This window comes from Dactylosporangium sp. NBC_01737 (genome assembly GCF_035963215.1).
Classification (GTDB): domain Bacteria; phylum Actinomycetota; class Actinomycetes; order Mycobacteriales; family Micromonosporaceae; genus Dactylosporangium.
Window position 1 is genome coordinate 13,210,402 of sequence record NZ_CP109153.1, and the last position, 14,712, is coordinate 13,225,113.

The 14,712-nt window shown below is 72.2% G+C and carries 12 protein-coding genes and 1 pseudogene; 10 read left to right on the plus strand and 3 right to left on the minus strand.

The window, feature by feature from the left end; genetic code table 11:
* Position 1: 1 nt before the first annotated feature.
* Positions 2–604, minus strand: coding sequence for a hypothetical protein (locus OHA72_RS61065; RefSeq protein WP_327005205.1), 603 nt, complete (start codon positions 602–604; stop codon positions 2–4).
* A gap of 167 nt (positions 605–771) precedes the next feature.
* Between OHA72_RS61065 and OHA72_RS61070 the strand changes: the two genes are divergently transcribed.
* From OHA72_RS61070 to OHA72_RS61095, 6 genes and pseudogenes are all read left to right on the plus strand, one after another.
* Positions 772–1,299, plus strand: coding sequence for a pyridoxamine 5'-phosphate oxidase family protein (locus tag OHA72_RS61070; RefSeq protein ID WP_327005206.1), 528 nt, complete (start codon positions 772–774; stop codon positions 1,297–1,299).
* A gap of 88 nt (positions 1,300–1,387) precedes the next feature.
* Positions 1,388–4,423, plus strand: a pseudogene (locus OHA72_RS61075) (SNF2-related protein).
* A 29-nt stretch (positions 4,424–4,452) separates the two neighbouring features.
* On the plus strand, positions 4,453–4,740 hold the full coding sequence (locus OHA72_RS61080) for a YciI family protein (protein ID WP_327005207.1): 288 nt from the start codon (positions 4,453–4,455) through the stop codon (positions 4,738–4,740).
* The gene (locus OHA72_RS61085) at positions 4,737–5,570 is read left to right on the plus strand and encodes an SWIM zinc finger family protein (protein ID WP_327005208.1); all 834 of its coding nucleotides are present in this window, start codon (positions 4,737–4,739) and stop codon (positions 5,568–5,570) included. The genes OHA72_RS61080 and OHA72_RS61085 overlap by 4 nt, the downstream gene beginning before the upstream one ends.
* A 9-nt stretch (positions 5,571–5,579) precedes the next feature.
* Positions 5,580–5,879: a hypothetical protein gene (locus tag OHA72_RS61090; RefSeq protein ID WP_327011984.1), complete on the plus strand. Its 300-nt coding sequence runs from the start codon at positions 5,580–5,582 to the stop codon at positions 5,877–5,879.
* Positions 5,880–6,082: 203 nt separating this feature from the next.
* Positions 6,083–6,790 carry a septum formation family protein gene (locus OHA72_RS61095; RefSeq protein WP_327011901.1) on the plus strand — a complete coding sequence of 236 codons (708 nt, stop codon included), beginning with the start codon at positions 6,083–6,085 and terminating at the stop codon, positions 6,788–6,790.
* A 39-nt stretch (positions 6,791–6,829) separates the two neighbouring features.
* Here OHA72_RS61095 and OHA72_RS61100 read toward each other — a convergent pair whose 3' ends face one another.
* Complete coding sequence (locus OHA72_RS61100) at positions 6,830–9,277, minus strand: transglycosylase domain-containing protein (protein ID WP_327005209.1); 2,448 nt, start codon at positions 9,275–9,277, stop codon at positions 6,830–6,832.
* Positions 9,278–9,689: 412 nt separating this feature from the next.
* Between OHA72_RS61100 and OHA72_RS61105 the strand changes: the two genes are divergently transcribed.
* A complete protein-coding gene (locus OHA72_RS61105) occupies positions 9,690–10,994 on the plus strand; it encodes a MurL-like N-terminal domain-containing (RefSeq protein ID WP_327005210.1) in 1,305 nt (434 codons plus the stop codon).
* Positions 10,995–11,075: 81 nt separating this feature from the next.
* Here the strand turns inward: OHA72_RS61105 and OHA72_RS61110 are convergent, their stop codons facing one another.
* Entirely contained in the window at positions 11,076–11,597 is a 522-nt protein-coding gene (locus OHA72_RS61110; protein WP_327005211.1) for an AAA family ATPase, read from the minus strand.
* Between the two features lie 160 nt (positions 11,598–11,757).
* Between OHA72_RS61110 and OHA72_RS61115 the strand changes: the two genes are divergently transcribed.
* The 3 genes from OHA72_RS61115 to OHA72_RS61125 all read left to right on the plus strand — a co-directional run bounded on the left by OHA72_RS61115 (position 11,758) and on the right by OHA72_RS61125 (position 14,387).
* Positions 11,758–12,135 carry a hypothetical protein gene (locus OHA72_RS61115; RefSeq protein WP_327005212.1) on the plus strand — a complete coding sequence of 126 codons (378 nt, stop codon included), beginning with the start codon at positions 11,758–11,760 and terminating at the stop codon, positions 12,133–12,135.
* Positions 12,136–12,435: 300 nt separating this feature from the next.
* Positions 12,436–13,446 (plus strand): LacI family DNA-binding transcriptional regulator, encoded by a 1,011-nt coding sequence (locus tag OHA72_RS61120; protein WP_327011902.1) that lies wholly within the window; start codon positions 12,436–12,438, stop codon positions 13,444–13,446.
* A gap of 125 nt (positions 13,447–13,571) precedes the next feature.
* Positions 13,572–14,387 (plus strand): exodeoxyribonuclease III, encoded by an 816-nt coding sequence (locus tag OHA72_RS61125; protein ID WP_327005213.1) that lies wholly within the window; start codon positions 13,572–13,574, stop codon positions 14,385–14,387.
* Positions 14,388–14,712: the final 325 nt, after the last annotated feature.

Below are 14,712 nucleotides of genomic sequence, written 5' to 3' on the forward strand. Positions count from 1 at the left end.
CTCAGCGCAGCAGGCGGCGGATCGCCTGGGCGATGAGGGGGACGGCGCGGGCCTCGAGCTCGGCGCCGGCGTCGCGGACCAGGGTGGCGCCGAGCTCGGTGACCCGGCACCGGGCGACGGCCTGCCGGAACGACGCGACCGGATAGCCGCCGCGGGGCTCGGCGAGCAGCGCGGTGTTCCACTCGCGGGTCTCGGCGACCCCGTCAACGGGCTGCGTCCACTCGAACCGGCCCGCGACCCAGAGGGTGCCGACCTCGATCTCGTCGATCTCGACGCGTTCGCCGCCGAAGCGCAGCTTCACGGTGCGGCGGCGCTGCTCGATCACCGGGCGGCCCGGCACGCCCTTCGTGACCAGGTCGCGGACGGCCTGGCCGGACATGACCCAGCGCTGCTCGTCACCGAGGCGCTGCACGGGCCCGACGTTGCGGGCCTGGTCGGCGGCCGCGGCATGGCGGCGGGCGGCGCACGGCTCGCACAGCGCGGCGTAGCCGTCGCCGGTCGCCGGGTTGCGGCCCTGGTGCGACATGCAGAATGCGGCCCCGCAGTCCCGGCACCGGCCGATCGCCAGCACACCACAGTCGACGATTGCGCACTCGGCAGCCATCCGAGCGACGATACCGTCACCTCGCCACTGACGCCGATTGATGCGTGCGCATCGTCCTGCCGTTCCTGGCTCACGCACCGTCGCCGGTCAGGGCGGGGCGGAAACGCGGAAGGTGTCGCCCGGTCGGACGTTGACCCCGGGGGCGGGGGTACGCCAGTCTGGCTGCCATGCTTTCGTGGGGGCGCTTCCGGCGTTCGGCGCCGGACCTGGCCTCGTCGGGTCGCGCGCTGCTCTACCGCAGCGGCGTCGGCCTGGCCTATCTGGGCACGGTGCGCGCCGACGGCGGCCCGCGGGTCCACCCGGTCAGCCCGCTGCTCGTCGAGGACGGGCTGTTCGCGCTGCTGATGGTCTCCCCGAAGCTCGAGGACCTGCTGCGCGACGACCGGTTCGCGCTGCACACGTTTCCGCTCAACGACGGCGAGGACGCGTTCTACCTGACCGGCCGGGCCAGGTTCCCGCGCGACGAGGCGATGCGGCGCAGCGTCGCCGCCGCGTTCCTGGCCGAACGGTCGCTGTCGGGGCCGCCGCCCGGCTTCGGCCAGAACGTGCTGGTCGAGCTGCACGTGGAGACCTGCGTGCTGAGCCGGGCGGGTGAGCACATCACCTGGGCGGCGGCCGAGCCCCACGTCTACGAGATCGGCCGCCACCGGTCGATGCGGCAACGCGGGTACGCCTCGAACTCCCACACCGAGTAGCCGTGACTACCGGACGGTAGCAACGACACTCATCGCTGAACAGAGGTTCAGCCGCTCGTGTCAGCGGTCCTCGGCTAGGCTCGCGCGGGTGATCGTCGTGCACGCTGCCTGGCTCGACGGCCGTCTCTGCCTCTGGGCCGAGGACCCCGACCTACCTCCGGCGCAGCGCCGCGGCCGCCGCCCCAAGGTCCCGCCGCACCCGTTCGCCGTGCGCGGGCTGCGCCTGGACGAGGACACCGGCGTGCCCGCGACCCGGACGCTCACCCTGCCGACGCGCGGCGGCCTGCCCGAGCCGTCGCCCGCCGCCCTGGGACGACTCGCGCCCGCCGACACTCCGCTCCGGCTGAGCGAGTGGACGGTCGACACCGTCGAGTACGGCCCCGACGACGCCTACGCCCTGCTGCGCTCGACCCTGGTCGCGATCACCGCCGCCGATGGCGCCGACGGCACCGACGACTTCGTGTTCGGCGACACCGTGCGCGCCCTGGCGACCGTCGCCGCGTTCGCCGCCTCGCTCGTGCGCCGCGGCCGGATGCTGCCCGGCGTGGTCACCGCGCCCGGCGGCGACGAGGCCCGGTGGGTGCCGGTGCTGACCGGCAAGGACGCCGCGTACACCCGATCCTCGCGCTGTCGCTGCCGCAGGCCGTCCTCGGCGGCGCGCCGTCGCGGGCGCGCTGCTCACCGAGCTCCTCGACACCCTCGTCGACGCCGCCGCCCGCGCCGTGCTGCCCGCTGCCACCACCGCGTGCCCGGGCTCGCCGGCGCGTGGCTCACCGCACTCACCGGCACCGACCGGACGCTGCCCGCGGCCACCGCCGGCCTGGCCGAGCTGCGCGCCGACCTCCTCGCGTGGCAGGCCGACGCCGTCGGCGGCACGGTCCGCGCCTGCTTCCGGCTGATCGAACCGCCCGAGCCCGGCACCCTCGAAGAGGCCGCCGCCGGCGACGAGGATCCGGTCTGGCGCCTGGAGTTCGCGCTGCAGGCCGCCGACGAGCCGAGCCTCGTCGTGGACGCCGGCACGGTCTGGACGGCACCCGGCCCGCTGGAGCTGTCGCAGTGGCAGGTCCCCGCGCCGCAGGAGACCCTCCTGGCGGAGCTCGGCCGGGCCAGCCGCCTGTACCCGGCCCTGGAGGACTCACTGCGCTCGGCCCGGCCGGCCGCGCTCACCCTCGACACCGCCGGCGCGCACCAGCTGCTCAGCGAGCACGCGCCGCTCCTGGCGAGCGCCGGGTTCGGGATGCTGCTGCCGGGCTGGTGGCGCAGGCCGCAGGCCCGGCTCGGCGCACGGCTCACCGCCCGCAGCCCGTCGGCGACCCAGCCCGGCACCGTCGCCACCACCAGCGCCGTCGGCCTCGGCTCCGTCATCGACTACCGGTGGGAGCTCGCCATCGGAGACGAGCCGCTCACCGAGGAGGAGCTGCGCCGCCTCACCGACCTCAAGGCACCCCTCGTCCAGCTGCGCGGGCAGTGGGTCGAGCTCGACCCGCGCCGCCTCGCCGCCGGCCTGGAGATCATGCGCCGGCAGGCCGACGAGGCCTCGATGACCGTCGCGGACCTGCTGCACCTCGCCGGAGGCGACACCGAAGGCCCCGGTGGGCTGCCGGTCGTCGAGGTCGCCGCCGACGGGTGGCTCGGCGACCTGCTGGCCGGGGACACCGAGCTGCGCGTCCCGGCCGCCGAGCCGCCGGAGCGGTTCCACGGCAGCCTCCGCCCGTACCAGCTGCGCGGCCTGAGCTGGCTGACCTTCCTGGAGGCGGCCGGGCTCGGCGGCATCCTCGCCGACGACATGGGCCTGGGCAAGACCGTGCAGCTGCTGGCGCTGCTCTCCGGCGACGCGCCCGGCCCGACGCTGCTGATCTGCCCGATGTCGCTGGTCGGCAACTGGCAGCGGGAGGCGGCCAGGTTCGCGCCGGCGCTGCGCGTGCACGTCCACCACGGCGCCGAACGCGCTCGCGGCGCCGACTTCCGTGCCGCGGTCGCCGCGTCGGACCTGGTCATCACCACGTACGCGATCGCCGCCCGCGACGCGACGGCGCTGAAGTCCCTGTCGTGGCACCGGCTCGTCCTCGACGAGGCGCAGGCGGTCAAGAACGCCGCCACGAAACAGGCCGTCGCGGTCCGCGGGCTGCCGGCCCGGCACCGCATCGCGGTCACCGGCACCCCGGTGGAGAACCGGCTCGCGGACCTGTGGTCGATCATGGACTTCGCCAACCCCGGCCTGCTCGGCACGGCCCGCAAGTTCAAGGAACGCTTCGCCGAGCCCGTCGAGCGGCACGGCGACGCCGACGCGGCCGCGCGGCTGCGCCGCATCACCCAGCCCTTCGTGCTGCGCCGGCTCAAGACGGACCGCGGCATCATCTCCGACCTGCCGGAGAAGCTGGAGATGGAGGTGCTGTGCAACCTCACCCGCGAGCAGGCGTCGCTCTACCAGGCCGTCGTCGACGAGATGCTCGGCAAGATCGAGCGCAGCGAGGGCGTCGCCCGCCGCGGCCTGGTCCTGGCGACCATGACCCGCCTGAAGCAGATCTGCAACCACCCGGCGCATGCCATGCGCGACGGCAGCCGCATGTCCGGGCGCAGCGGCAAGCTGCTGCGGCTGGAGGAGATCCTCGACGAGGTCCTCGCCGCCGGTGAACGCGCCCTGGTCTTCACCCAGTACGCGGAGTTCGGCGGCATGCTGCGCGCCCATCTCTCCGCCCGCCTCGGCCGCGAGGTCGCCTACCTGCACGGCGGCCTCGACAAGCCGGCCCGCGACACGCTCGTGGCCCGCTTCCAGGCCGCGTCGCCGTCCTCGCCGGCGGTGTTCGTGCTGTCGCTGAAGGCCGGCGGGACCGGCCTGACCCTCACCGCCGCCAACCACGTCGTGCACGTCGACCGGTGGTGGAACCCGGCCGTCGAGGACCAGGCCACCGACCGCGCATTCCGGATCGGCCAGCGCCGCGCCGTGCAGGTCCGCAAGTTCGTCACCGCCGGCACCGTCGAGGAGAAGATCGCGGCGATGATCAACGAGAAGCGCGGCCTGGCGGCGAAGATCGTCGGTACCGGCGAGCAGTGGCTGACCGAGCTGTCCACCACGGAGCTGCGCTCGCTGCTGGCGCTGGAGGCCGGCGCCGTCGTCGAGTGACCCTCCTCGAACAGGGCTAGACTGCTGCGATGTTCGTGATCACGCTGAGCTACCTGGTCGACGTCGAGCAGATCGACGAGGCGATGCCCGCGCACCGCGAATGGCTCGACGCCCAGTACGAGGACGGGATCTTCCTCGCCTCCGGCGCGCAGGTCCCCCGCAAGGGCGGCGTCATCCTCGCGGCCGGCCTGCCCCGCCTGGAGCTGGAGGCGCGGCTGTCCCTCGACCCGTTCAAGCAGAAGAACCTCGCCTCCTACGAGGTCGTCGAGTTCGTCCCGCGCGTGGTCGTGCCCGGCCTGGAGGCGCTGCAGGCATGACGACCCCGGAGTTCTGGGGGTCGCGCACGGTCAAGGTCGAGGGCGGGATCCGGGCCCGCAGCGCGCGCGGCGCCATCGGTGAGAGCTGGTGGAGCAAGCGGTTCCTCGGCGTGCTCGAGTCCTTCGCCCTCGGCACCCGCCTCACCCGCGGCCGCAACTACGCCCGCGCCGGGCAGGTCCTGTCGCTCACCGTCGACCCCGGCGTCGTCGCGGGCGTCGTGCAGGGGTCGCGGCCCACCCCGTACCGGGTGAGCATCGCCCTGCAGGTCTTCGACGACGACGTGTGGCGGCGGGTCGAGACGGCGCTCGCGGCGGAGGCCCTCGGCGCCGCGAAGCTCCTCGCCGGCGAGCTGCCCCCGCACGTCGAGGACGTGTTCGCCGACGCCGACGCCCCGCTGTTCCCGGCCCGCGTGCGCGATCTCGCGATGCGGTGCTCCTGCCCGGACGCGGCCGTGCCGTGCAAGCACCTGGCGGCCACGTTCTACCTGCTCGCCGAGCGCTTCGACGCCGACCCGTTCCAGATCCTGCTGTGGCGCGGCCGGACCCGCGACGCGCTCCTGGCGAATCTGCGGACCCTGCGCACCGGCACGGCCACCGGCCCCGCGGCAGTCACCGAGGTCCCGGTGGCGACGGGTGCCGCCCGGGTACTGGCCGACATGGACGAGCCCGACGTCGAGCTGGAGCGCTTCTGGTACCCACCGGTGCCGCTCGCCGACCCCGAACCCGCCGCGGTCACCGGCCGGGACCTCCTGCTGCGGCAGCTGCCCACCCCGCCGCCGTCCCTGGGCGGCCGGGACCTGTTGACGGCGCTGCGCGCCTGGTACCGGTAGGGTCACCACATGACCGGTCCGTACCCGCCGCAGCAGCCGGATCCGGCGCACTACGGGCCGCCACCCGGCACACCGCCACAGTTCCCGGACCAGGTTCCGCCACAGTTCCCGCCGCAGTTCACGCAGCGGTTCGCGCCGCGGCCGGGCCGCCCGCCGCGGGACAGGATGGTCATCGCCCTCATCGCGATCATCGCCACGCTGCTGGTGCTCTGCCTGGCCATGGCCGTCGGCTCGGTGTACTTCCTTCGGGAGGAGCCCGGCGACGACAAGACCTCCGAGGTCGTCGACCACCGTCCCGCCGGCGGCTGACGGGTGCGCCGGGGCACGAGCGCGGCGCTGCTGGGCCTGACCCTCGGGCTGACGGCGGCGCTCGCCGGCTGCGGCGACCCGGCCGGCACCGACGGCGACCTGATCAACGGCTGGGCGGCGCTGCCCGCCGCTCCTACGCGCCGCCGGCCGCCGGCACCTGCCTCAAGGGCGCGGTCAGCGCGTTCGAGCCGTCGGCGGCGACGCTGCAGGCCATCGACTGCGCCGAGCCGCACACCGTCGAGGTCGTCGGGGGCGGCGCCGTCCCCGACGCGGCGGCCCCGCCCGCCTGGGACAGCGACCCGAGCCGCGCCGCGTTCGCCGAGTGCGACAAGGCCGCCACCGCGTATCTCGGCGGCGACTGGCGCACCGGGCGGCTCTTCCCCGTCTTCCGCATGCCGCTCCCCGCGGTCTGGCAGGCCGGCGGGCGGCAGTACCTGTGCGGGATCGCCGAGGCGGCCGACGACATGTTCGCGCCGCTGGAGCGCGTCGGCAGCGTCAAGGGTGGCCTCGCCCAGGACCGCCCGCTCGCGCTGACGTGTGTGCAGCTCGCCGGTGGCGACCAGGACGCCAAGGGCTTCTACCGCACCGTCGACGCCGTCAAGCCCGTCACCTGCGACGTCCCGCACGACACCGAGTTCGTCGGCGCGTGGACCGCCCCCGACGGCGAGTACCCGGCGCAGCAACGGCTCAAGGAGCTCGCCGGCGACGCCTGCTACCTGAAGATCGCGCAGTTCCTCGGGGTCACGCAGACCCAGCTGTATCAGCGCGCCGACATCTACACGTTCTGGACCGGCCTGACCGCGAGCCAGTGGGCCGTCGGCGACCGCACCGCGCACTGCTTCCTCAACGTGTCGAGCAGGACGCTCCTGCGCGCCTCGATCCGCGACCTCGGCACGAAGAAGCTGCCGTGACCGCGGCGGCCACGGCACGCGCCGTGGCCGCCGCCCGGGTCAGTTGCGCCGGCTCAGGCTGGGGCTGGGTTTCGGGCTGGGGCTGGTGCCCGACTTGCTCGGGCTGGGGTTCGGGTTCGGGTTCGGATTGGGGTTCGGGCTCGGTGTCGGGTTGTCGGCCGGGGTGCTCGGGCCGGGCGAGACGCCACTGCCGACGTCCTTGTCGCCGACGCCCTTCGAGGGCAGGAACGACACCTTCGGCATCTTGACCTTCGTCAGGGCGCCGTCCATGAAGTCGCGCCAGATCGGGCCGGGCAGCGACCCGCCGATGATGTTCGCGTCGTTCTTGTCCTTGATCGCGACCTCCTCGCCCTTGTTGCCGACCCAGACCGCCGCCGCCAGGCCGGGCGACTTCTTCGCCGTGTCGTGCGGGACGTAGCCGCCCATCCACGCGTGCGCGTTGCCCTGCGAGGTGGTGTTGCCCAGCTGCCACGTGCCGGTCTTGCCGGCCAGCTGGTAGCCGTGCGCGGCCTTCAGCTTGTACTTCGCCGGCACCCCCTGCAGCACGGTGTTGAGGTCGTCGGCCATGCCATCGGTGAAGCCCGGGATCCGCTGCGGCTTGAGCACCTCGCCGTAGGTCTGCTTCTCCTTCTCCCACACCTCCTTCAGGAAGTGCGTCCTGGCCGCCATGCCGCGGGCCGCGAAGGTCGCCAGGCCGCCGGCGTGGTCCAGGACCGTGATCGGGTACTGCCCGAAGCCGACCTCGTTGCCGAAGTACCTCGGCGCGACGTCCTTACCGGTCAGCTTGACCAGGTCCTGGCGCTGCGGCAGCTTCTCCCCCTCGACGGTCGCCCACATGCTGGTGACGCCCGCCGCCCGGGCCGTGTCGATCACCCTGTCCGCGCCGAGCTCCAGCGTGATCGCGTAGAACGGCACGTTGAGCGACTTGACCGTGATCTCCTCCAAGGTGCACCAGGTGCCGGAGCCCGACTTGCAGTCCGGGATGGTCCCCTCGGTCGCGTTCTTGATCTGGTTCTTCTGCGCCGCCGTGCGGCCCGGGAAGTCCTGCGGCACGCCGTTCCAGTAGGAGTTGATGCTGTACCCGGCCATCAGCGCCGTCGCGAGCGTGTAGATCTTGAAGGTCGAGCCCGGCGGGTGGCCGCCGCAGCAGTTCGGCTCGCCGTCGCTGAGCACCGGATCGACGTAGTAGCCGGCATAGTCGTTGCCGGATCCCTTGTCGCCGCCGTAGTAGGCCTTGACCGCGCCGGTGCCCGGCTCGACCGCCACCAGCGCGGCCTGCAGGTTCGGCTTCTGGCCGAACATGTTGGACTCCTTGCTGGAGCCGCTCGCCTCCTGCACCGCGACCTGCTGGATCTGGGAGTGCAGGGTGCTGACGATCTTCAGCCCGCCGTCGCGGATCTTGTCGAAGTTCTTCTTGCCCTGGGGGTCGACGCTCTCGTACAGCGGCAGCCCGGTCTTCGGGTCGGTCAGCGCCGCGACCTCCTGCATCACGTGGTGCACGGCGAGACCCTCGGGCTTGTCCAGGGCGGTGTTGGCGGTGAGGTTGTTGGCCCGGTTCTGCGCCTGGGTGATGACGGTCGTCGGCATCGTGAGCTTCTCCTTCGCCTCCGCCTCGGAGACGAACTTCAGCGCCACCATCTGCTTGCGGATGTAGTCGAAGCGGGCCTCCGCCTTGACCGGGTCGACCGTCGGGTCGGACGGGCTGCCCTTCTCGTTGTCGCCCGAGGGGTTCTTGATGATCCCGGCGAGCACCACGCCCTCGGCCATCGACAGGTCCTTCACGGGCTTGTTGAAGTAGGCGAACGACGCCGCCTGGATGCCGTGCGCGCCGCGGCCGAAATAGATGATGTTGAGGTACATCGTCATGATCTGGTCTTTGCTGTACGACTTGTTGAGCTTCAGCGCGATGACGGCCTCGCGGACCTTCCTGGCGTAGGTGACGCCTTCGAGGTCGGCCCATTTCCGGGCGTACTGCTGGCTGATCGTCGAGGCGCCCTGCCGGTCGCCGCCGGTGACGTTGTTCCACGCGGCGCGGGCGACGCCCCAGTAGTCGACACCGTCGTTGGTGTAGAACGTGTTGTCCTCGGCCGCGACGACCGCCTGCTGCACGTGCTTCGGGATCTCCTCGAACGTGACGAGCGTGCGGTTCTTGCTGCCGATGCGGGCCATCAGCGGGCCGTCGGCGTAGTAGATCGACGTGGACTGCTCGAGGGTGAGGTCGTCGGGCAGCCCTACCTGGTCGAAGTAGTACGTGCCGGCCACCATGCCGACGCCGGTGAGCATGATGAACGCGGCCAGCGACGCGATGATGATGTTGCGTCTGCGTCGTCGCTTCGCCCTGGCCGTCGGCGCCGGTCTGTCCCTGCCGGACTCGGGCGGGGTCTCCACGGGCGGCCCGCCGACCCGCGCCGAGGCACGCACCGGGGGCGGCACCGCGCCGCGCACGGACGCCCGGCCGGTCACCGGCTCGTCCGGGACGGGCGGCACCGGCGCGCCGGCCCTGCCGACGGAGGCCCGGCCACTCCATCCGTCCGAAGGTCCGGGAACGCTCGCCCTGCCTGATACGGGGTTGGTCGGCTCGCCGTAGTGCATCTGTCCCACGCTTTGTCGCCCCCATGTCTGTGCGTCCGTTGGCGGCGCGACGCGGTCGCCGCAGCTCGCCTGGCCACCCCCTGGAACTCACGCAGCGTCATCGTCGGCGCCGGTGCGTTCACCACTGCCGCTGGGGTACACGTGGCCCGAGCGTACGTGCATCCGCCATTGACGGCGATCCCGGTCACGATCGGTAACGGCGGCGGCGACGTAGGGCAGGCGGGAACCCGACTGCGTGACGCGGCCGGCGGCACCTTCGCGGCGGCTACCATTGCCCGGTCCGCGTCGCCGAGCTAGGAGATCCCGCGTGAACGTCGAAGCGCTGCGCTTCCCCGGCCGGGAGTTCGACCCGGCGACCGGCGTCGCCCGCTTCCACTACGCGCTCGGTGACCTCGTGCTCACCGAGACCGTCGACTTCGGACCGCCGTCGGTCGTGCACCCGGCCCTCGACAGGGTCCTCGACCTGCTCTACGTCGCGGCGTCGACGTCCTACTACAAGATCGCCGCGCCGAAGCAGGTCGAGCTCGGCTTCCCGCTGGCGGAGAAGGCCCTGCCGTGGGTCATGGCGTTGTACCGCGAGGGACTCGGCGAGTTCGCGTACACCAACCAGCTGGCGTACGTGCTGGACCTGGAGATCGTGCCCGGCCCGTATGCGCAGCCGCCGGCCGTCGTGCACGAGCCGTCCGGCCCGCCCGTCGCCGCGGTCGGCGGCGGCAAGGACTCGATCGTCACGATGGAGGCGCTGCAGCGCGCCGGGCTCGACCCGGTACTGTTCGCGGTCAACCCCAACCCGATCATCCGCAGTGTGATGGCGGTGTCGCCGCAGCCGACCCGCGCCGTGCGCCGCACCCTCGACCCGCGGATGCGGGAGCTCAACGCGAGCGGCGCGTACAACGGCCACATCCCGGTGACGGCGATCAACTCGCTGATCGCGGTCGCCGCCTCGCTCATGCACGGCCTCGGCCCGGTCGTCATGTCCAACGAGGCCTCGGCCTCGGTGCCCAACCTCAACTGGCTCGGCCGCGACATCAACCACCAGTGGTCCAAGGGGCTGCCCGCCGAGGCGCACCTCCGCGACGCGCTGCTCGCCCACGCCGGCCTGCAGGAGGCGTACTTCTCGCTGCTGCGCGGCCTGTCGGAGCTGCACATCGCCGCGCTGTTCGCCAAGTTCACCGCCTACGACTCGGTCGTGACCAGCTGCAACGCGGCGTTCAAGCAGCGCGACGCGGCCGAGCGGTGGTGCGGGCACTGCCCGAAGTGCCGGTTCGTCTTCCTCGCCATGGCGCCGTTCACGGGCCGCGAGCGCCTGCTCGGGATCTTCGGCACCGACATCTTCGCCGACGCGACGCAGCTGCCCGGGTACCGGGAGCTGATGGGTCTCACCGCACACAAGCCGTTCGAGTGCGTGGGTGAGATCGAGGAGTCCCTCGTCGCGCTGCGCCTCCTCGCGGGGCAGGACGAGTGGAAGGACACCCTCATCGTCTCGGCGCTGACGGCGGAGGCGACCCTGCCGTCCGACGCGGAGGTCGAGGCCGCGTTCCGGGGCGACGGGCCCAACCTGGTCCCGCCGGTCTACCTTGCCGCGCTGGAAGGCCTCGGCGCGCCCCGCTGATCCGGCGCGCCGCCGTCCCTCCCGGTGCGCCGCCGTCCCTCCCGGTGCGCCGCCGTCCCTACCGGTCGCCGGCGTCCCGGGTCAGGCGCGCCATCCGGCGATGATCGCCTCGGCCTCGTCGGCGACCTCGGCCGCCTCGAGGTCGTCGGTGTCGAGCACCGCGTCGACGCGGCGCAGGTCGTGCCGGGCGGTCAGGTAGGTGCCGAGCTGGTCCAGGCGCCACGCCTGCGGGCCGTCGTCGTCATCGTTCTCGACCCGCTCGATGAGCACCGGCGCCGACACGTCCAGCAGCAGGTGGCGCACCTCGTGACCGCGCCCGCGCAGGCCGCCGAAGATCTCGCGCAGGATCGGGCCGCGCAGGACGGTCATCGGCACGATGAGCGGGTCGGCGCCGCGCGCCTGCCACGCGGCGGCGGTGATGATGGCCGAGCGCCAGGCGGGCAGGTCCTGGTAGTCGCCGTGCCGCAGCCGTCCCACAGTGCGCTGGAGGACCCAGCCGATGCGCTCCGGATCGAACGCGCGCGCCTTCGGGTCGCGGCGGCACAGTTCCTTCGTCAGCGTCGTCTTCCCGACACCGAAAGGCCCATTGATCCAGACGATCACCGCATCAGCCTTTCACGGCCCGAGGCCCCGCGGCAGGTACGCGGCGGGCGCGCCGCGGGTGAGCGCGGCGGCGCGGGACCGCGGCGGCCACGGCCGGGCTGCCAGGATCTTCGCAGCCCGCGTCGAGCCGGATGGCAGGCCAGGGCGCGATAAATGAGGCATGGACATCTTGACCCTCCCGCAGCGCTCCGCATCCGACCTCGACCACGTGACCGTGCTGCTCGTCGCCGACGGCGCACGCTTCTCGGACCTGACCCGCTATCTGCCACAGGACTGGACGGTCCTGCGGCGCACAACGCCCGAGCCCGTGGTGCGGCACCCGGACATCGTGGTGCTCGACGACCCCGGCCCCAGGGCGGTGACCGCCGCCTGCCTGCGTCACCCGGCCTCGGCGATCGTGGTGGTGCTCAGCCCGTACAGCGACCACCAGGAGGTCGTCGACGTGCTTGAGGCGGGTGCCGACGCGTGTGTGCGTTCCAACACCACTGCGGTCGTCGCGGCACACGTGGAAGCCTGCCGGCGACGTCAGGCCGCATAGGGTATTTGGCGTTTCTGACAACATATTCCAGAGAGCGCTTTCATGGGGTTTCACGATTGACAATGCGCTAGTCATGGCCCACTCTGAATCGTGTCTTGAGAGCGCTCTCAGGCCGATTGGCGGCCAGGGTGACCAGCCGATCGTCCGGGTGAATCGTGATCAGGGTGTAACCGGTGTGAGGGTGCGACGGGCGGCGGAGCGGCATGCTTCGTCGCCCGTCCCTTTTTGTGCGCCATAACATCGGGCGGCTTCAGTCATGATGAGTCCGGCAGACAGATATGGGGGAAAGCGCACATGGTGATGTCGGGGCGGGACAGGCCCACTCTGGAGAACGTCGCGCAGCGCGCCGGGGTCTCGCGAGCGACCGCCTCCCGCGTGGTCAACGGCTCGACCTCCGTCGCGCCGCACATCCGCGACAAGGTCCTCAACGCCGTCGACGCCCTCGGCTACGTGCCCAACCAGGCGGCCCGCAGCCTGGTGACCCAGCGGACCGACTCGATCGCCCTCGTGGCGTCGGAGACGACCAGCCGGGTGTTCTCCGACGACCCCTTCTTCGCCGCCGTCATCCGCGGTGTGAGCCTCGAGCTGGAGGCCGCCGACAAGCAGCTGGTGCTGATGATGGTCGGGCCGTCCGGGCCGAGCCACGACCGGGTCGAGCGCTACGCGACCGGCGGCCACGTCGACGGCGCGATCATCTTCTCCATGCACGGCGCGGACCCGCTGCCGGAGCGCCTGAGCAGGGCCGGCGTGCCGGTGGTCTGCAACGGCCGGCTGCTGACCCAGTCCCAGGTGCCCTACGTCGACGTCGACAACGAGGACGCGGCCCGCGCCGCGGTGCGCCACCTGCTGGACACCGACCGCCGCCGGGTCGCGACCATCGCCGGCCCCCAGGACATGAGCGCCGGCATCGACCGGCTCAAGGGGTACCGCTCGGCGATGCAGGACGCCAGCCGGCGCTCGATCGTCGCCGTCGGCGACTTCACCCGGCAGTCCGGCGCTCTGGCGATGAGCCAGCTTCTCGCCGACGACCCCCAGCTCGACGCCGTGTTCGCCGCGTCCGACGCGATGGCCGACGGCGCGCTGCGCGCGCTGCGGCAGAACGGGCGCCGGGTCCCCGACGACGTGGCGGTCGTCGGGTTCGACGACATGGAGTTCGCCCGTGACACCGAGCCGCCGCTCACCACGGTCCGCCAGCCGATCACCGACATCGGGCGCACCGTCGCCCGGCAGGTGCTGCGGCTGACGGCGGGCGAGCAGATCGAGCCGGTGCTGCTGCTGCCCACCGAGCTCATCAAGCGCGAGTCGGCTTGAGTGCGCCGCTTGCGGCGCATTGGGGGGCTCCGGGGGTGAGAATCCCCCGGCGGGACCCGCCGCTTGCGGTGGGGCGGATAGTGATGGCCTGATGTAGTGGCCCGCGATAGGGCAAGGTGGGACGGGTGAGACTCGCGACCTGGAACGTGAACTCGGTCAAGGCCCGGCTCCCCCGGCTCCTGGAGTGGCTCGAGCTGGCCGGGCCCGACGTGCTCTGCCTGCAGGAGACCAAGGTCGGCGCGGACGGCTTCCCCGCCGAGGAGGTCGCCGCGCTCGGCTATGCCACCGCCGCCCACGGCGAGGGCCGCTGGAACGGGGTGGCCCTGCTGTCCCGGATCGGCCTCGACGACGTGGTGCGCGGCTTCGAGGGCGACCCCGGCTGGGCGGGCGAGCCGACCGGCGAGGAGGGCCTCTTCGAATCGCCCCGCATCGAGGCCCGGGCGGTCTCCGCGACGTGCGGCGGGGTGCGGGTATGGTCCGTGTACGTGCCGAACGGCCGCACACCGGAATCGGCGCACTACACGTACAAGCTGCAGTGGCTCGACGTGCTGCGCTCCCGCGTCGCCGGTGAGCTCGCGGCCACCGACCGCCTCGTGGTCTGCGGGGACTTCAACGTCGCGCCCACCGACGCCGACGTGTTCGACCCGGCGGCGTTCGTCGGCTCGACGCACGTGACCGCGCCGGAGCGCGACGCCCTGGCCGCGCTGCGGGCCGCCGGTCTGCGTGACGTCGTGCCGGTGCCGATGAAGGGCCCGAACCCCTTCACCTACTGGGACTACCGGGCCGGTATGTTCCATCAGGACAAAGGTATGCGGATTGATCTTTTCTACGCGAGTTCTACCGTCGCGGATGCGGTCAAGACGGCCTACATCGACCGCGAGGCGCGTAAGGGCAAGGGACCGTCGGACCACGCCCCGGTCGTGGTGGACGTCGATCTCTGAGCACGCTCCGTGATCAGCGCCGCCTGACCGGACGGTACTGTTAAAAGTGAAACGATCAAGTAAAGTGATGGATGGCCCCATCCGTCAGGTTGTGCGTGCTCTATCCACAACGCAGCGTAACCATACCGTTACCATGAGCCGGTAATTCGCCCGTTTCGGGGGCGTATGATCCAAACGTCGCTGAGCTTGGATCACGCCCTCATCACGGCCCGGCGTGGACTTGGTTACAGGACGGGGGGTGACCCTTGACGATCGGCCGAACGGGAGACAGGGTTCCTCCAACGGAGGCGACACACCAAGTCGGCTTCGTGCACGCTCTGCCCGT